The sequence below is a fragment of the Bacteroides sp. D22 genome (genome assembly GCF_000163675.1).
GTDB classification, from domain to species: domain Bacteria; phylum Bacteroidota; class Bacteroidia; order Bacteroidales; family Bacteroidaceae; genus Bacteroides; species Bacteroides xylanisolvens.
Genome location: NZ_GG774801.1, coordinates 216,832 through 236,907, shown reverse-complemented (window position 1 = coordinate 236,907; position 20,076 = coordinate 216,832). Strand labels below are relative to the sequence as shown.

General features: G+C 41.6%; 12 protein-coding genes. 2 read left to right on the top strand and 10 right to left on the bottom strand.

Annotated features, from left to right (window positions below):
* Positions 1 to 65: 65 nt before the first annotated feature.
* The gene (locus HMPREF0106_RS16175) at positions 66 to 959 is read right to left on the bottom strand and encodes a flagellar motor protein MotB (protein ID WP_004295837.1); all 894 of its coding nucleotides are present in this window, start codon (positions 957 to 959) and stop codon (positions 66 to 68) included.
* 241 nt (positions 960 to 1,200) lie between these two features.
* On the opposite strand from HMPREF0106_RS16175, the gene HMPREF0106_RS25820 reads away from it, so the two are divergent.
* Entirely contained in the window at positions 1,201 to 1,599 is a 399-nt protein-coding gene (locus tag HMPREF0106_RS25820) for a DUF2809 domain-containing protein (protein WP_004295836.1), read from the top strand.
* Between the two features lie 64 nt (positions 1,600 to 1,663).
* On the opposite strand, the gene HMPREF0106_RS16180 is transcribed toward HMPREF0106_RS25820, so the two are convergent.
* The 9 genes from HMPREF0106_RS16180 to HMPREF0106_RS16220 all read right to left on the bottom strand — a co-directional run bounded on the left by HMPREF0106_RS16180 (position 1,664) and on the right by HMPREF0106_RS16220 (position 18,943).
* Positions 1,664 to 3,712: a glycoside hydrolase family 2 protein gene (locus HMPREF0106_RS16180; RefSeq protein ID WP_009039569.1), complete on the bottom strand. Its 2,049-nt coding sequence runs from the start codon at positions 3,710 to 3,712 to the stop codon at positions 1,664 to 1,666.
* A 1-nt stretch (position 3,713) separates the two neighbouring features.
* A complete protein-coding gene (locus HMPREF0106_RS16185; RefSeq protein ID WP_009039568.1) occupies positions 3,714 to 5,153 on the bottom strand; it encodes a sulfatase in 1,440 nt (479 codons plus the stop codon).
* 73 nt (positions 5,154 to 5,226) lie between these two features.
* The gene (locus HMPREF0106_RS16190; protein WP_009039567.1) at positions 5,227 to 7,041 is read right to left on the bottom strand and encodes a RagB/SusD family nutrient uptake outer membrane protein; all 1,815 of its coding nucleotides are present in this window, start codon (positions 7,039 to 7,041) and stop codon (positions 5,227 to 5,229) included.
* A gap of 28 nt (positions 7,042 to 7,069) precedes the next feature.
* The gene (locus HMPREF0106_RS16195; protein WP_032851196.1) at positions 7,070 to 10,459 is read right to left on the bottom strand and encodes a TonB-dependent receptor; all 3,390 of its coding nucleotides are present in this window, start codon (positions 10,457 to 10,459) and stop codon (positions 7,070 to 7,072) included.
* A 127-nt stretch (positions 10,460 to 10,586) separates the two neighbouring features.
* Positions 10,587 to 11,615: a FecR domain-containing protein gene (locus tag HMPREF0106_RS16200; protein WP_004295831.1), complete on the bottom strand. Its 1,029-nt coding sequence runs from the start codon at positions 11,613 to 11,615 to the stop codon at positions 10,587 to 10,589.
* A gap of 77 nt (positions 11,616 to 11,692) precedes the next feature.
* Positions 11,693 to 12,280 (bottom strand): RNA polymerase sigma-70 factor, encoded by a 588-nt coding sequence (locus HMPREF0106_RS16205; RefSeq protein WP_004308903.1) that lies wholly within the window; start codon positions 12,278 to 12,280, stop codon positions 11,693 to 11,695.
* Positions 12,281 to 12,379: 99 nt separating this feature from the next.
* Positions 12,380 to 13,834 carry an AbgT family transporter gene (locus HMPREF0106_RS16210; RefSeq protein ID WP_004325842.1) on the bottom strand — a complete coding sequence of 485 codons (1,455 nt, stop codon included), beginning with the start codon at positions 13,832 to 13,834 and terminating at the stop codon, positions 12,380 to 12,382.
* 29 nt (positions 13,835 to 13,863) lie between these two features.
* The gene (locus HMPREF0106_RS16215; RefSeq protein WP_004317459.1) at positions 13,864 to 14,592 is read right to left on the bottom strand and encodes a DUF5932 domain-containing protein; all 729 of its coding nucleotides are present in this window, start codon (positions 14,590 to 14,592) and stop codon (positions 13,864 to 13,866) included.
* A gap of 34 nt (positions 14,593 to 14,626) precedes the next feature.
* The gene (locus HMPREF0106_RS16220) at positions 14,627 to 18,943 is read right to left on the bottom strand and encodes a DUF5113 domain-containing protein (RefSeq protein WP_083787894.1); all 4,317 of its coding nucleotides are present in this window, start codon (positions 18,941 to 18,943) and stop codon (positions 14,627 to 14,629) included.
* Between the two features lie 153 nt (positions 18,944 to 19,096).
* On the opposite strand from HMPREF0106_RS16220, the gene HMPREF0106_RS16225 reads away from it, so the two are divergent.
* A complete protein-coding gene (locus HMPREF0106_RS16225) occupies positions 19,097 to 20,035 on the top strand; it encodes a ribose-phosphate pyrophosphokinase (RefSeq protein ID WP_008022499.1) in 939 nt (312 codons plus the stop codon).
* Positions 20,036 to 20,076: the final 41 nt, after the last annotated feature.

Genomic DNA, 20,076 nt, shown 5'->3' with positions numbered 1-20,076 from the left:
CTAATAATAAAGCGATGAATTCAAATTCATCGCTTTATTATTAGCCCTAGATGGAAATATTTCCTTTACTCTTTTGTATTCTCATCCCCCATTATACCTGATGAAGAATTATCAGGAGCCTGATCTATCAAATCCATAAACTGATCCAGTTTAGGAGTTATAATAATCTCGGTCCGGCGGTTACGAGCTTTTCCTTCTGCCGTATCATTACCGGCTACCGGATTAAATTCACCTCGACCGGCAGCAGTCAGGCGTTTGGGATTTATACCATAAATATTCTGTAATGCCTGAACAACAGATGAAGCACGCAACGCACTCAAATCCCAATTATTACGTATATTCGTACGAGATATCGGATCGGTATCTGTATTTCCTTCTACCAGAACATCATAATCTTTGTAGTCCTGAATGATTTTGGCTATTTTACTAAGCACAGCCTCTGCTTTATTGCTAATTTCATAACTTCCTGATTTATAAAGCATGTTATCTGCTAAGGAAATATATACAACACCTTTCAATACCTTAATATCCAAGTCACGCATCTCTTCACGGGTAAGCGAACGGGTAAGTTTATTGACCATTACGAGATTCAAAGAGTCTGATCTATTCTTTTCTTTAACCAAATGCTGGATGAAACGGTTTGAAGCATTGATCTCATCTATTAACTTACCCATATTCATATTCCCTTGAGAGCTCTGTGTAAGACTCTTATTCAAGATGCTTTGCATATCGGACAAGCTCTTGCGTAACTCACTATTATTCCGCTGCGCTTCGGCAAGTCTCTCCTCAAGACTTGTTGAACGTGCCTGATTTTCTCTTAGCTGCAATTGACTTTCCTGATATTCTTTTTGCAACTTTGTATAATCAGTTTTTAAACCTTTAAATTGCTTCTGACTTACACAACTCGCCAATACTATACATCCTGTCAGTACTAACAACGGTCGAAAAAGATTCTTCATAACTCTATTATTTTAATTACTAACTTTTTAAGTGACCAACTGCAGCCGTTTCCACAACAATTGCGTAAATCGGTTGGTTATGAACACATTTATCGAGATAAAGCTCGAACGACCTTATAACATTTCAAAAGAACGAAAAGTTTAGTATGTAAATAAAATCTGTTTTTATCAGAGTTTGATCCATCCTGCCAAGTTATCCAACTTAATTTTATAAATTTGCACCATACTAAAACATTACTGCGTGAAAAACAAACGTTGGATTTATTTAGCAATTACTTCCGCAATTATAGTGTTAGGATTGGCTTCCCGAAAACATGGTGATATATTGCCCGAATTTATCGCAGAGTATTCAGGCGATACGCTTTGGGCAGCCATGGTGTATTGTGGAATACGCTTTCTTTTCCCGTCATTATCTATACTCAAGACCATTGTTATTTCCTTATTATTTTCTTATTGTATAGAAATTAGCCAACTATACCAAGCAGACTGGGCAAATACTGTACGAAACACCACACTTGGAGCATTAATCTTTGGACATGGTTTTCTATGGTCAGATATGATCTGTTATACTGTTGGAGTATCATTATCCGCTGTTATAGATTCAGGAAGGATTATTATCTCCCAAAAGAGAAACCCCTAGAAAAAAAGCACTGCAAACCTACTTTGTTTACAGTGCTCTTTCCGATTATCATTTAAACTACCTATCACAATCTACAATGAAAACTATCGCTCAAAGGTAACTTCTTATTAGTGGAAACAACCTTTATTTCATTTTCACCAGGTTCTAGTTCCACATTTTTCCATTCCAGAATAGCATACGAATCCGGTATTGCTTTACCATAACTCTTACCGTTTACAAACAATTCGGCTCCTGACAGATTCGTGAAAGCAGTAATTGTTTGCAAACGTTGTGTACGTACTGTGTTACGTTTGCCTGTTAAATAAAGCATTGGTTCTTCCCTATTCCAGTTGGCCTTATAGAAGTAGAAAGCATCTTTACGAACTTTCCGGTCGAAGGTAACCAAACCTTTATCATTAATTCCGGGACGGTCTCCTTCAGTGCGATGTGCAGCGCCAAAATCAAACATATTCCAGACAAAGCTCCCCCATACATAAGGACGGGAAGAGATTGTTTTCCAGTTTTCAATGTGATAATACGTCTGCCAGTTTTCAGGATGCCACCAACTGGTTGGTACAGTTTTAACCAACGAATCTTGTTGATGGTAAATACTTGCGCCGGCACCATATTCACTGATAGCAATACATATTTCCGGATGATCCTTATGCATTCGATCCAACCATTTCCCCAAATCAGCGGGAGTGCCACCATACCATCCATCATAACGGTTCCAAGCAATAGCATCCGTTATGAAATTCAAATCTCCCATTTGATTACTTGCGGAGGTCGTAGGCCGGGTAGTATCTTCCTGATGTGCCAGCACATTTAATTCTTTGATGTACTCAACCGGATTATCTCCCAACTCCGTCAACTCATTAAACAGCCCCCATACACAAATAGAAGGATGATTATAATGTTGACGAATCAGTTCTTTGAGCTGCTCTTTTCCGTTGGCACGGAAAGCAGGTAAATCCACAAAACCTTTATCATTATATCCACCAGGACCCACAAAAGGTATTTCAGCCCATACAATAATACCATTTTTATCCATCAGATCATAAAAATAAGTAGCCTGCGGATAATGCGCCAAACGAACAGCATTCACTCCCATCTCCAACATCAATGCCACATCTTCCTCATGGTGTTGCGGGCGCAGCGCATTGCCCACCTCACTCCTATCCTGATGACGGCAAACGCCTTGAAGAGGCAAATGTTTTCCATTCAGGAAAAAACCTTTATCAGGGTCGATCCGGTAAAAACGAAGTCCCAACGGTTGTGTAACACGATCTACCATCTGACCATTCCGGAAAAGAGTCACTTCTGCCTGATAAAGGAAAGGATCCTGACGACCATTCCACAAATGAGGCTGATCGATTTCAAATGTAAGTTCCTGCTGCATTACTTCGTTTCCAGAAAGATTCACATTCTTTGTTCCTTCTTTCACCACCCTTTGACCATCTAACAGGCGTACGTTAAGCTCCACTTCCTGATTACCACTACTCCCGTTTGATAAATCAACAATAGCCCGTACCTTAGCATACCGATGGCTCACACTATCCTGTATCAGACGTACTCCGGGGGAAGCATAATCCAAAGGAGAAATACACGTCTCATCAGTAATCAACAAATGTACATCACGATAAATACCTCCGTAAAAATTAAAGTCACCGACCAGAGGCATAATATCCAACTGTTCACCATTATTCACCCGTACTAATATAGAGTTTTCTTTTCCATATTCCACCTTTCCTGTGATCTCAAAGATAAAAGCTCCATATCCCCCACGATGCTCACCTATATGACGACGATTTATAAACACATCTGCAATGTTATTCACTCCTTCGAAACGAATAAAAAGACGTTTTCCTTTCCATTCGGGACGAATAAATAAATTCTTCTCATAATTACCAATTCCCCGTTTATAGTCTATCTTACCGGACAAAGCATCCTGCGCATTCCAAGTATGAGGCAAATCAACTCTTACCTCTGTTCCCTTCTGTACCTGATGCGAAAACCGGAAATTCCAATCATTATTTAGCAAGATATCCTGTCGCTGGGCAAACATCGACATTCCGTAAAGCATGAGTAAAACAACCGATACCAAACGGCTGGACTGTAATAAAACTGTTTTCATATTATTTCTTTAATGATGACTTCTTTATTCTGATAAAAGAAGATAATGATTCAACCTTATTCTTATATTTTTTTTCATCGACCCGATTCTTGTTTTCCTTCCCGTCAATCCGATGGTCAAACAACATACTGGCTTTCTTCACGTCGCCTTTCATCCATTCCGCATAACTATAACGCCGGTCAACGGCATTATCTCCTCCTTCCCACTGAATATAGACTTCACCTTTCGTCTTAGCTTTCAGATTCTTGAAAACCCCGGCAAAGCTTTGCCCGCTTAGCTGTTCAGCGGGAACAGGCAGTTTACAAAGTTCACATAAAGTCGGGTACAAATCAACAAATTCCACCATCGATTTTGTTTTTCCTTTTTTCATTCCCGGCACACGGACAATCAACGGTACATGAGTAGAAGTATTCATCAGATTATGTTTACCTATAAAATCATGTTCTCCCAGATTCCAGCCATGATCTCCCAACAAAACCACAATTGTATTATCCGATAATCCCAGTTCATCCAATGCATCCAATACCTTGCCAATCTGTGCATCCACATAACTCAAACAAGCATAATATCCATGTTTTACCTCCCGCTGGAAGTCAATATCACTCGTATCCGCAACCCGTGCATACGCATATATCTCGCTCGAATTACGAACCTGCTCCGGCAATCCTTCAGGTCGGAAACGATTGGTAGCCAAAGGTATTTCCTCCCGTTTATATAAATCCCAATATTTCTTTGGGGCATTGAACGGCAAATGAGGTTTCCAGAAACCACAAGCCAAGAAGAAAGGTTTGCCAGCCTCCTTCATCCTTTTCAAGTCACGAATAGCTCGGTTTGCAAGTTTCCCATCATCATAGGCAGTATCAGGAACATCAGCAGATTCACAAAAAGGTCCCCTCATCGTTTTCGGATTAATCGTTTTTCCCGATTCCGAATTCATCCAAAGTTCCCATTTATTATATTCCGCCCAATATACATCATATCCATTCGGATGATTCCGGTAAGGAGGCTCACTCCACGAATCCGCATGATCGCTGATATGATGAAACACCTTGCCGTCCGAAATAGTATGATAACCATTCCGGGTGAACCATCCCGAAATAGGTATTGCTTCGGGACAATCTTTGCTGGCATAGGCGGAAAAACTAATAAAGCGATCGGGGTAATGAGGATATACACCCGTCAATAAACTAGCCCGGGATGCCCCACTCACAGGAATATTACAATACGCATTCTGAAACAAGACGCCACTTGCCGCCAAACGGTCCATATTAGGAGTTTTCACTACATCTACCCCGTAACACCCCAGTTCGGGGCGCATATCATCAGCCATTATAAAAAGCACATTCATTTGGGATGCATCCTGTTGTGCACGTAGTATAGATGAGATGCAGCAAGCTGTTCCACAAAAAAACGCATATTTTATTGATATTCTATTTTTCATTTTCTACCTTAAATTTTCAAGACCTGCAATATACTAAAATATTACAGGTCTTGTGCATCATTTCAATTTAAAATTACTTTGTCCATACCGGATTTTGTTCCAAATTCGTATTTAACGCCAATTGCTTCAAAGGCAACGGATACAGATAATAATGTTCCTGCCATCCAAGCGGGGTATCAAAGAAATAAACATATCCTTCATCAGCACCTGCACCACCCGTTACTTTCAAATTCTTGGCCGAAGCCCCTGTCACATAGGCACCCAGCGGTTGTTTGTTAACATAGTCTCCTTTCTTCCACCTGCGCAAATCATCCAAACGGAAACCTTCGCCCATCAATTCAACTCGTCTCTCTCTACGCACTTCCCACAAAAGAGCAGGAACGGAAGGATCACGCTTCGGATCAAAAGCATCATTAATATCATTCACCACCATTTTCGCCACATTAGCTCTTGCCCGAAGTTTGTTAATAGACTTATCCGCAGCAGCCTGGTCGAACTTGTTCAATTCGCACATCGCTTCGGCATAGTTTACCATCACCTCACCTATACGGAACAGCGGGGCATCTGTTGTATTCACCCCATTCGCGTTGGTAGCTACAGTATGTGTATTATAATATTTCCATACCCAGAAGCCCATTTGGGAAGCGTTCCAGCCCTGTCCCCAGTTCATATTCTTAAAGTGAGGTTGTCCTTGCACGGTGAATCCTTTAAAGTTGGAAGACGGCAAACGATGATAAGTTTCACCGGAAATCGTAGCCATTAAATCCATAAATTCCCTGTCCTGTGCATTATCCGTATATTTCCAATCAGCCGTACTGGGTCCGTTTTCTTTCTTCACCATATATGGAGGACAGATCGTCAAATACAACCGGTAATCACGATCACGGAATTGTCCATACATATTCTTATCACCCCCATAACGGCTAGTCGTCGTGCTAACCGGTCGTCCATCCGTACAAAGATAACTGTCTACCGCGTCTTTCGTTGCCTCAATATAAGATTCACCTGTACGCACCATACGGGTCAAACCATGCATTAACTGTCCGGTTTCATAAGCCTTATACAAAAGAATACCTGTCACCCCATCCAGTGTTTCCGAATTAAACAACTCATCATATTTAGGATGCACATTCGGATATTGCTTAATCACCTCTTCAGAAGCACGGGCACATTCTTCCAGATAAGTATCCGCTCCCGACAAACCATGATATTTTCTCCAAGTTCCTTCAAATAAAGCAAAACGGGAAATAAGAGCTTTCACCACATACATATTAATTGTATTTTTCCCATCCGCTTCGATATTACTGCCAATATGTGTTTCCGCATATTTCAAATTAGACAGAATATTGGAAGCCACCAAGTCACGACTATCACGTTTTCCATAAAGCTCGGGACTTTCCTCAGTCAAAGCATGCTCTACCCAAGGAATATCACCAAATTTAGAAAGCATCTGAAAGTATTTATAAGAACGGAAGAAATATCCCACACTTCTCCAATGCTCCCTCTCGGTTTCACTCATTTCCGAATGATCAATATTATCGAGCATCAGGTTAACACGACGGATATAATCATAATCCCAATCTTTAGACTCATCCGTAGCCTTTGCTTTGCGATATGCCCACTGACCTTCATATCCATCCAATCCTTTTATCATGTTATCCGATTCAAAATCACCACGGAAAATTTCATCCGTTTGCCCTGTATCATACGTATATCCGAAGAACACGTTATACAATCCCCATGTATACGTTTTAAAGTTGTCATAGGTAGTAAAGACCGATGCTTCTGTTTGCTGTCCTTTGGGATAAACCTCCAGAAATTCGTCATTTAGACAAGACGACATCAACAAACAAAGACTAACGCTTACACATAGTATATATTTATTCATAATAATTACTCTTTAAGTTGTGAAACAATCAGAATGAAAGGTTTATACCGAACGAATACTGTCTCATATACGGATAGGTAAAACCACGTTGTCCTAAATCATCCGTGACAGAACGTTCCGGATCAAGTCCCTTCGGCAAGTGGTCGAACGTATAAAGATTCTCACCACTGAAGAACACAGCCAAATTATTAACTCCAATCTTACTCATCCACTTAGACGGGAAATTATAAGAAAGCGTTATATTACGAATACTTAAATACGATCCATCCTGTAGATAACGAGTTTGTACACGTGTATTGGCATCTGTATTTCCGGCCGCTTTCTCATAAATACGGGGGAAATAACTATTCGTATTTTCCGGAGTCCAATAATTCAACTGTGAATCATAAACGGTAGTCCAAGCATCATAATGCGGATAAAACAGATCGTTCATCACCCACAAATCTCGTTTACCAACTCCTTGTAGCAAGAATGACAGAGAAAAACCGTTCCAACTTGCACTACCATGAATACCATACTGATAACGCCGGGTATTATTACCAATGATTTTACGGTCTCCCGGATCTTTCGTTGTACTGGTACCACTGTTGATAATATCATTACCATCCAAGTCCTTATATAATATATCTCCCGGATTCGGATTATAACCTTCCACTTTAGCAATACCCGGCTTCAGTTTGCCATCTGCATCGAAATCATCTACTGTGTACAAACGATCGGTCACATACCCCCAAATTTCACCCAGTTCCATTCCTACGCGATATGTTTCATTATCGTTCTTGTCCTTGCCAAACAGTCCTGTTTCGTTGTTGTATTTAGTAATCTTTGTTTTCGCATCGTAAAGATTAAAGCCTATGCTATATTTCACTTTTCCGATCTGATCGTTCCAGTCAACCGAGATTTCCCAACCTTTAGAACGAAGGTCAGCCGTGTTCTGTAAAGGGGCACTTGCACCTAATACACCCGGAAGTTCAGAGCCCGGAGCAAGCATACCCTTAGTATCTCTACGATACCAGTCGAACACCATATTCAATCTGTTATCCAATAGCCCAAGATCGAATCCGACATCAATTGTCGTTACTTTTTCCCAAGTAAAGCTATTGCTAACCAAAGCAGCTGGTTTCAAAGTAGTAACTTTAATACCGGAAACAGTCCAATAAGCCTGTTCCGCATCCATACCGGGAATATATGCGTAAGGAGTGATGCTCTGATTTCCAATATTACCCCAAGAACCACGCAATTTCAAGTTCGAAAGAACAGAGTTCAAAGGTTTCATAAACGCTTCCTCGCTGATACGCCATCCGGCGGAAACCGAAGGGAAGAAACCGAAACGGCTATTCTTCGGGAATTTGGAAGAACCGTCATAACGTCCGTTCGTTTCAAGCAAATACTTGCCGGCAAACGAATAGTTAATGCGATAGAATAACCCTCTTACCGTATAACGTTCAAATTTGTCTTTAGCAAAATAATCACCTGTCGACTGCGAAATAGATGGCAGATCTTCATTAATCATATTCATACGCGACATCTCAGCATAACGATAATCACTACTCTCCTGATTGAAACCTCCCATCACCGTTACATCATGTTTGCCCCATGAGTTGTTATAGTTAGCATAGAAGTTCAATGCATTATAATCCGTAATACCATTGGAATATTCATACTTGGAATTGGCAGTGGAAACCTCTTTCACAAAGTTACCTCCATGTGCATAATAGAACTTCTTCTCAAATTTCGTTTTCTCGTTACTTAGATGATTGAATGTATACTCACCAATCAACTTCACATTCTTCAAAGGACTGATCGTAACCTTTCCGAAAATACGAAGATTATTCTTTTGAATAGTTGTCGGATATGCCAGATCAATCAAGTTACGAGGAGTATTGATCGGTAATTCTTCGCCGTCAATATTCATTGTTCCAGTAGGAAAATAAGAAGGAAATGCGACTGCTGCTCCCCATATACCATATCCTCCGGAAGTTTCCGGCAGAGAGGAGTTAGAGTTCGTATATTTAATATCCAATTCCGGAGTAATCCATGAAAACACATCTGAACGGAGATAAGAAGACACATTGTAACGCTTGTACGTATCTTTATCCGAAGCCAGTACCCCATTTTCATTCACCATACCGAAGGAGAAACGATAAGAAATATCTTTCGTACCGCCACCTACCGAAATATTATGAGTTTGCTGGAAACCAGTCTCCATCATATCATCGAAAAGATCAGTTTCTGCCAAGCTATAACGCAGCCCGTCCACCATTGCATAACCATCCGGATATGCAGACGGATTAGCATTATATTCCTTCAAAAGTCCCAACCAGGTATCTACGTTCTGACCACTTTGATAATTGATTGTCCCCATGTCCTTATAAGCCTGTACCGTTTGGAGCGGAGTAGCCTTATGAGGCATATTGGCAGGTCTGCTAAAAGAGAAGTTATTTGAATAATTAATAGAGAGTTTAGTTGCATCCGAGCCTTTCTTTGTAGTAATCAAAATCACACCGAAAGCTGCCCGTGCTCCGTAAATAGCAGAAGATGCCGCATCCTTCAAAACAGTCACCGATTCAATATCGTTCGGATCGAGCATATTAATATCCATCTCCACGTTATCCACCAGCACCAGCGGTTTCCCATTCTTATCCAAACTGTTGACACCACGAATGTTGAAACTCATTTCTTCACCGGGTCTTCCTGAATTACCTGTAATCTGCAAGCCGGGCATTGCCCCTTTCAAAGCGTCACTCACAGACACCACCGGACGGTCACCTAAAACATCATCCATCTTCACACTGCTCACCGCACCTGTCAGGTTCGCTTTCTTTTGTACGCCGTAACCAACAACTACTACTTCGTCTATTAACCGAGTATCTTCTTTCAAAGTTACATTGAGAGGACGTTGATCTTTCACCACCACTTCCTGTGTGGCATAGCCGATATACGATATGGATAAACGGGCATTCGGAGTAACCATCAAAGAAAAATTGCCATCCATATCCGTAATGGTACCTTCCGTAGAATCGACCACTTTCACATTTGCCCCAATCACCCCTTCACCTGTAGGATCAGTGATTCTACCTTTTAAGACAAACGCTTTTTCCTGTTCTTTCTGCGGTGTCACTGCATGGAACATAATCACCCGGGGTCCGTTCACTTCATAACTGACGTCCGTACCGGCCAGCAATTGTCCCATCACATCATTAATAGTACCGTTATTTATATTCACAGAGACTTTCCTATTCAAATCAATGTCATTATTACGAATCAGGAAAGAGTAATTGCCTTGCTTCTTTATTACTTCAATGGCTTCTTTCAAAGTAATATTATCTACTTTCACACTGAATCGCTTACTTTGTTCCTGTGCCGATAGCTGGAAACCACCAGTCAAAACGTTTCCTACAGACAAAAGCAGAAGCATTAATAATATTCTTTTTACTATTAATCTCATATTTTTCACTATTAAAGGTTAACATAATATCTTTCTATACAACGCTGAACCGCCGATATATCTATCGACTAAGTTCCCAATCATACTTTACTTTTTCTTATTTTACCTCCTTTTTCTTGTCAGTTATAAAGATAGTGTCTCCACTAACTTTCCATGTATATTGCTTCTCAACGTTGATTTCTCCCAATATATCATTGATACTTTGATTACTATTGAAACATCCGGAAAAGCGTTCCGCTTTCAGACGTTCACTCTCTAAACTGATCTTCACCTGGAATTTGCGCTCCAGACGGTGTGCGATGTCGGCAAACGGAGCATCTTCAAATGTCAGGCCACCATCCAACCAGTCACAGGCAGAACTAGCATTTGATTTCATTTTCTCCATGCGGCCCGTATTCTTATCGTAAAAAGCCTGTTCGCTAGGGAATAGTTTCATTACCGAACCGGACAAAGTGGCTAAATTGACACGACCTTCCAACAAAGATACCATTACATAATTATCGTCATCATAAGCGCGTACATTAAAAACAGTCCCTACCACCTTTACCTGTACACCATTCGTATTTACAAAGAAAGGAATCTTCTCATTTTTCGCCACCTTGAAATATCCTTCGCCATCAAGCGTAACATCACGTTCACGAATACCGAACCCACGGCAATAACGTAACACAGAACCCGCATTCAATGAAACCTCTGTTCCATCCGGAAGCACAATATTCGTCCGCGAACCAGCTGGCACTTTAATTTCATAAGGAGAATCCGCATTCGTATATACTTCCGTAAGATTTTCAGTATAAGTGTACCAGAAGTAATTACAGCCCAACAACAAAATAATTGCAGCAGCTACCTTCAGCCACACAGGAACTATCTTCCGCGAACGGACAGGTTTCATCTCAGCAGCGGCTATTTTTTCTTTTATCTGTGATAAATTAGCATCCTCTACTTTGGCAAATGCAGGCACAGAAGAAACAGCCCATACTGCGGACATCTCCCGGAAAATTTTAGCTGCATCTTCATTGGAAGCCAGATAAGCGAACAGAGCTTCTTTCTCTTCTTCGGTGCAGTTACCGGACAGATAGTTGCTTATCCGGATTTCCAATTCTTCTATATGATAAGAGTCATTCATAAACGTACTTTTTCTATGGGTGTATATAACTAGATACGCAATAAAAAAAGAAACGTTTAAAAGAAAAGCGATTTTTTTTAGAGAAACATCAAAATAGCTATCATATAAGGAGTACCCAATGATTCGCGTAGCTTAGTCAATGCTATTTTCATCTGTACTCTTACAGTGGTCACATTAATATTCTGCTCCTCGGCAATTTCACTGTATGTCTTACCCTCATACAAACTTGCTTTAAATATGGCACGGCATTTGGCTGGCAATTCCTCCACCTTCTTCATGATGATGGTATTCATTTCGCTATGCTCCAATGCCTGCAAAGGATTATCGGAAGAAAGAATATGATTTTCGAGAAAAGCCCAGATTTCTTCCATCTGTTCCGTCATCTGTTTTTCGTTGAAGTAGGAAGAACGCAGATAACTAATACTTGCGTTTTGAATAGCACGCCGCAAGTACGGAAGAGCCGGGTGAGTGATATGGTGGCGATTCTGCCAAAAAGCGACAAAGACATCATTCACAATCTCCCCTGCCACCCTCTTGTCATGCACATAATAAACAGCTATCGCACACAAATAAAGGTAGTAGGTATGATAGATTTTATCAAATGCTTTTGTATTACCGTGATTTAACTGTTCAATTAGATTTTCAGAGATTTCTGGTAGATTCATTCGTTGTCTTTCTTTAAGGAACGGTGCAAATATAGCGATTAATTCAGAAAAACAAAATTCCAATCAGATAAACCGGAGCCCGGCAATCATTCCTTAACCCTACAATCCCATCGGTATTTTCAACAAATACCAAACGATAAACAGCAATGTCCAGACAACCAGGATGCCTAATGAATATCTCCAAGTATATTTCAGCAATGAACCATACGTAATCTGCTTATCATATTGCCGCATATAGGTAAGCACCAGAGGCATATAGAATAAGAAAGGAGTAATGGCATTCGTCGAACTATCTCCGATACGGAAAGCACATTGTGCTATATCCGGAGCAATTCCCATCTGTGCAAACATCGGGATAAAGATAAAAGACATAAAAGCCCATTTGGAGGTAGCAGATACCATAATCAGATTTATCAATGCCGTAAACAGAATAAACAGAACAAGAGCAGACAAAGGAGCCGGTTCAAACGAAGAAAGCAAGTCAGCCCCCATAATCGCCAGACATTTATCCAGATGGGAATATTCAAAACAGGCAAACATCTGCGCAGCGAAGAAAGCGATAACGAAATACACTCCAAGAAGCTTCATTGGCTGCGTAAGTCCTTCAATCACATCATTGTCAGTGCGATACCGTCCGGAACTGAATCCATAAGCCATTCCCGTAATACCTGCTCCCAAAGAAAGCAAAAACAAAATACCGGCAATAAAAGGCGAATGCATCAAACCACCATTCACACCCCGCAAAATTCCATAAGAAGAAAAAGTAAGCCACAAGATAAGAGCCACATAGATAGCTGCCACAACAATGGAAATCATAATGGCACGCCGCTCTTTACGAGACAGAGGATGGTAAGCCACCACCTTCATACTGCCTTCATACTTACCTAACGTAGGAAGAAGCCATTTTTGAGTAATCCAATACACAATAGCCGTAATGGCCACCGTTGAAGCACTCATAAAAAAGTAATTGCAAAGAGGTTCTGTATTCCCCTGATAACCCGTTTGTGCCAGTGCAGCCTCTTGCGTGGTATGCGCCAACAACGGGTCCATCGTACTCAATACAATATTAGCACTATACCCACACGCAACGGAAACATAAGCCGTAACAATCCCTGCAATCGGATGAAGCCCCACCCATTGAAACAGCATAGCAGCAATAGGCAATAAAATGATATATCCACCATCACCAATGGCATTCGACAACAAGCCAAGTACAATCACCCACAAGACGATCTTCCTCTTTTCCTGTCGGTTTCCCACCCCCATGCGGATACATGCATCAATAAAACCGGAATGTTGTGCCACTCCCAATCCAAACATAGCAATTATCACCATGCCTAACGGAGCAAAGCCCGTGAAATTCTTAATAGCGTTCCGCAACCACCAACGGATTCCTTCCGGGCTCAACAGGCTTTGTACACGAATGTCCTCACCTGTCTGCGGCAATGTCACTTTCAACCCATAGATATCACATATCCATGAAAGAAAGACCACTGCCATTGTCAGCAGAAGGAACATCGTAGCGGGATGGGGCATACGCCATTTATTCTTCATTACTTTCCAGAGGTATTACTTGCCATTACTTATTCTTCGTCAGGCTCCAGATTATCCAAATCGATAATACGCAATTCCAGTGCACGTACTGCCAATCGGGTAGCATTCACTCCCACCCGTTCTCCATTCGGGAAAAGGCGTCCGATAAGATCATTCTGTCGTTTCTCCAATGATTTTACGCCGAAAGGCATCCCTTTCAGATTGGCGATCATCTCCTTCGTATATCCTAATGCCAAATGGCGGAGAAAACGTTCGTCATATTCATCAATGTCATAACTGATGACCGCCTCCTGACGCTTGGCATCGTTGGCTACAGATTTCTTGAAACGATCTACAATCTTTTCCAAAATCGGATAGTTAAATACCAGCTTCTTTCCGTCCATCACAGCCTGCACATCTGTTTTCGTCAGTAGTTCTCCCGTTTTGAGGATAATTCCGTCGGCACCGGCATTCAATACATCCACCCACAACTTTTCATTCAGAATCTCACCTGTGAAGATCAGTACCCGGACTCCTTTGTAGCGTTTGAATATATTCCGGCAAATGTCAACACCAATGGTCGTAGAACCTCCCAGTCCTAAATCCAACAATACCAAATCGGGAAGCTGCGCCTCCATCAACGGCCAGAACTCACTTTCCGTCATTGCCGTACCGATCACTTCCGCATTCGGTATTTCATGACGGAATATTTCTTCTGTCCCTTTCAACTCCAGTTTTACATCCTCTACGATAATAACTTTAAACTTCTGTTCTTCCATGTTTCTTATCTAATAACTTTTATGTGTTCTCCTTTTATCGGCGCGGAATGGTGAAATAAACCGTAAATCCTCCGCCTTCAGCCGGTTCGGCATTGATACGACATCCTCTGCGTCCCGCAAATTCGTCATGGTCGCGGATTATCTGCTTGCATACCAGATATTCCGTTCCTCTCAACTCCCCTTTCTCACCGGAAGTCATACGTGCCAGATTCGGATAAAATAATTGATTCAATTCTTCCACACTCTTTTCACGTCTCGTATCCGTAAAGAGAAAACGAATATATTCATTATCCAGACGTGCTTGCAGACGTATCACCCCATCTTCACGCACAGTCAATGCTTCATCAATCAAATTTTCCAATAGAAAACGTAACTGGTTCACGTCTCCTATCACCTTCGCTTCCATCGATTCTATCTCCAGTTCTATCCTCTCCGAACGGTTCTTCATTGATTTCTTGAAGTATTTTCCGGCAGCGTCCAAAAGCTCCTGCACCGGAATCACAGTACGCCGGAAAGTGACTTCCTCCAATTGACGGGAAGCGCACGAACTCAAAATCGTAAAGATTCCCTTATAATATTCAATCAATTCCGTCATAGTCTCCACCGCTTCACGCTCCTCCGTTTCCGAAAGCTTCTGTGTATTCAACCGCCCTACAATCTGTTTGATTTTATTCGGATAATAGATCGTCTCATGTTTAATTGTCGACAAGCAGTTGTCAAGTACCATATTCTGTACATGCAACATACTGTCTTCCCAGGAAGCTCTGCGTGTTTCTTCATGCGCCGATTCAATATCCCGGTATTTAGTAGCCAGTTTCACCACTGCATTAAATACGACAATAGCCACATATCGCGCTACCAGTTCAAAAAGCAGCCGGTCTGTTTCCTGTTCTGTTCCCTCCCTGCGTTCCAGATAAAGCACACCGACACATTGATGTTCACCTCCTGCTTCCACCATCAGCGGAATTGCCTGAAGATGCTGTTCAGAAAGATATTCTCCGGAACTAAAACACTGTTCTACCATCTCCGGCATTTCCTGCCCGGGACGAGAAGCGTATTCCAGTCGATGTGTCGTTTCGTTATAAACGGCAATTCCCATCCGGTCAATTGTCAGTAGTTCATTCACCGAACCGAATGCTTCATCCACAATACGTTGCGGGATTTCTTTAAGCGTACTTTCCTCCCGTTGGAGTGCCTCTGCATTTTCTTGTTCCTGCGGTCTGACCAAAGATGCCGCAAATACCTTTTGATTAATCTCAAGTACCTGTTCAAGATTCAAACGATTCTGCAAACGTTTTCTCATATACAGGAAATAGTATCCGACCAAAGAAACAATCAGTAGAACAAAACATAAAATAATTCCTACTGTCTTATTCGTATTCGACCGTTCCAACTGTCGGCAATATGCTTCAAGAGTCTGATCTTCTCCCTGCAACTTATACAAATCCGTAAATGCCGAATTATTGTAACTGTATGCATCCAACTGTTTCAAAGCCAAAAAAGCAACTGCCGCCTCATTCCTGATATCCAGAATCACATGATAATCCGAATCAAACAATTCGTTCCACCAACTGATTTCGGCAGGCGTTCCTTCCCCCACCAGCTTCATATACCGATGCGGACGATCCGGACGCGCATATTTCTCATAATGCTCGTTCAACAAGAGTATAGCAGAATCTATATATTGCAAAGCAAATTCATAATTTTCATCCACATTAGCAAAATAGGCAGCATTCGCATAATCCGACGCTGCATCCAGTAAATCCTCATAGGCAGAATCCGTAACCACTACTATCGAATCACCCTCCTGCAACATGGGAGGAATCGGATCATGCAGACAAGAACTCACCCCAAACGGAAGCAACAGGCAAAGCAACAAGACTCCCATCGCTTTACGCACTCCCGAAGGCAAACGGAAATAGAAACGACTCCCCTTCCCCAATTCACTCTCTACATCAAAGACACATCCCCGGAACAATTCATTCGTTTTCTTATATTTCTCAATGATTCCCTTACAATTCATCAGTCCGAAACCACTGCCCTTATTTTCTTTCAGAACCTCCGGATCAGCTACATTCTTCATTCCGATGACACGAGAGTCATATACTTTCTCACCGATAATACGAGCTACATCTTCTTCGGAAATCCCCCTTCCGTTGTCTTCTACGGAAATCTCGACATACGCATCCGTAGTACGGGCATACACTTTGATTGTTCCTCCTTCCGGAGTATATTTTCGGGCGTTTTCCGCCAACGTGTTAATCATAAACAAAGTCAATGCCCGGTCAGCCTTCACCATAACCGTGGTCGGTTCTATTTCCAACTTCTGATTTTTCATTTCAAAAGCACGTCTCCCTTTGCCTAACAGTTCAAAGAGTTCGTTGAGATCGAACGTTTCAATATTCAGGCTAAGCGTCCCCTGCTTCATCTTAATCCAAAGAGCCAAAATATCATTGTATTCATTAATCGTAGTTACCAGCTCGTCAATGTATTGATACTTCTCTTTCTTTATCTTTTCATGATCGATATATCCTCGTTCCGTCAACTTATGCACCTCATTCAAGATACGGTCGATATAAGGATTTATCCCATTCACAATGGCCAGACAAGCCTTCTTAATCAGATTTTGGCGTTTATTTCCCGCGATATGTTGTTCGTAAACATATCGTTGCTTTTCCAATTGCATCCGCTCGTCACTCAACGCTTCTACCATCTGCTCATTGTCCGCAGCCCAAACGATATACGGTTCAAGCACGTGCACCAACGCCTTTTCATCACGGTTCAACCGATGCAAAGGAACCAGTGCCGCTTTTCCTTCCTCCGGAATTTCCAGTTGAAGACGCCCTTTCCCAAACAGTTGGTCGATGCCTTGTTGAATTAACGGAACATTCATTGGTATAGAAGAAGTGATGTCCCGGCAAAGAGCCAGTATCCGTTGCAGACGTTCCACATCTACTTGATTCCTTATTTTAGATCGCTTATTGAAAAACCACCAAAGAATAACCACCAGTACAAGTCCGGCAATAACCAAAGAAAGTACAAGCGTCATTTGTCGTGAATCGGATTCCAACGAAAGATAACGACTCTCCAACTCTTTATCCTGACGGGTATAATTCAGAATATCCAGATATATATTTCGGTTGTAATCAGAAGCATACTTCATTCCAAGCCCGGCATACGATACACTCAATTGTTCCCGAATCCTCGAAATCCATTCAGGCACCGTCCTTACGTCTTCCTCCATAATCCACGGTACTCCAGTATATGTCGTATCTCCTTCCGCATAAATACGCAGCTTGTCCAACGTATCCACTGCATGATGATAATAAAGCATATGGTGTTGGTTCACACAATCTAACGCTTTTGTAAGCGTATCCAATGCTTCCGAATAACGTCCGTGCTCATTCATATACTTACCGATAGACACATACGCACCGGCAATCTGATACAAATCATTATACTCCCGGAATTTTTCAAGCGCAAGCTGTGCCATTCGCAAAGGCAAAAGCGAATCTACAGGAAAACCAAACTGATCCAGCGCGTATCCCCTCCTTGTTCGAAAGAGTTCGAAGTTGTTGGAAGAAACCATCAGATTAGCCAGCCCTTGCAGACCATTTCCTTCGAAATAAGGATGATTAGTCTGAACCGCAGTCCTCCAGGTTATATATAGTTGGTCAAACTCACGCATTTTCCTGTCCTCCGGCTTGGTGGCTTCCACCAATGAAGCCGATCCTTTGATATAATGATAATAAAGCAACTGATTCGTATCTGCCAATACTTCATCTTCCGGGATCTGATTGAGAGATGCGATGGCTTCCTGCCTTTGCTGAAGATAATAGTAATAAATAGAAGAAACAATGAAAAATTCGGTGAAAGCATAATCCAGTCGAAGTGCCTCGTGGCGGTCGGCAAACAAATCACTCTCTTCCCGAATACGTTTCATACGCCGAAGCGCACTATTACGATAATCATAAAATTCTTTGTTCATAGCTGTCCGCTGACAAATCTTCATCAGTCCGATATCAGCAATCAACAGTTCAAGCTCATTTTTAGTCAGTTTATATACTTCCTTATGTAACGCTTCCGCCCGGTCAAAATCCATCGCCATAAAAGCACAGAATCCGAGATTATTAGATGCCTCCGCTTTCCCCGACTTATAAAAATTTACCTGTTGATAAGCTTCATTGGCATACTTATAAGAAGAATCCAGGCTTCGATAACGATAAGTATACGCTTTCCCGTTTAAAGAATCAATCAGGCGCACCTCTTTGGTCGGCACCATATCAGTGCACGAAAAAAAAGAGGTAAACAACACTATACCTATTATATATAAAGGAAAACGTGAACTCATTTTTGACTATTAACTGTTTTCAGAAAGCAAATCTACAAATATTTCCGATAAGTTGGAGAGAAAAATATTTTTTATACAATAAGTCCTTCTAAATAATAAGAGAAATTCCTACCTTTGCAGGCAAATTAACAAATAGGTAACATCTATTACAAAATGAGCGAAAAAGCACCCTTTATGGTATTCTCGGGAACGAACTCGAGATATCTTGCAGAAAAAATCTGCGCGAGCCTGGATTGTCCTCTGGGAAATATGAACATTACCCATTTTGCCGATGGCGAATTTGCGGTTTCATACGAGGAGTCAATTCGTGGCGCACATGTATTCCTGGTTCAATCCACTTTCCCTAACTCAGACAACTTAATGGAACTTCTCCTGATGATTGATGCTGCTAAACGTGCATCAGCAAAGAGCGTTGTGGCTGTAATCCCCTATTTTGGATGGGCTCGTCAGGATAGAAAAGACAAACCTCGTGTATCTATCGGGGCTAAGTTGGTAGCTGATCTGCTGTCTGTTGCAGGTATCGACCGACTGATTACGATGGATTTGCATGCTGACCAGATCCAGGGATTCTTCAATATCCCGGTAGATCACTTATACGCATCAGCTGTATTCCTCCCTTACATCCAGTCATTGCAATTGGAAAATCTGGTTATTGCTACACCGGACGTAGGAGGTTCAAAACGTGCCAGCACTTTCTCCAAATACCTCGGCGTACCATTGGTACTCTGCAACAAATCACGTGAAAAAGCCAATGAAGTAGCATCTATGCAAATCATCGGTGACGTGGAAGGTAAAAACGTTGTCTTGATTGATGATATCGTAGACACAGCAGGAACAATCACCAAAGCAGCCAACATCATGTTGGAAGCCGGTGCCCAATCTGTACGCGCTATCGCCAGTCATTGCGTAATGTCTGATCCGGCTTCTTTCCGTGTGCAAGAGTCTGCCCTGACAGAAATGGTATTTACTGACAGCATCCCTTATGCTAAGAAATGCCCGAAAGTGAAACAGTTAAGCATTGCCGACATGTTTGCTGAAACAATCAAACGAGTAATGAATAACGAATCTATCAGTTCACAATATATCATTTAAATGAAGAATGATAAATGAAGAATGAAGAATAAGAAAGCGCA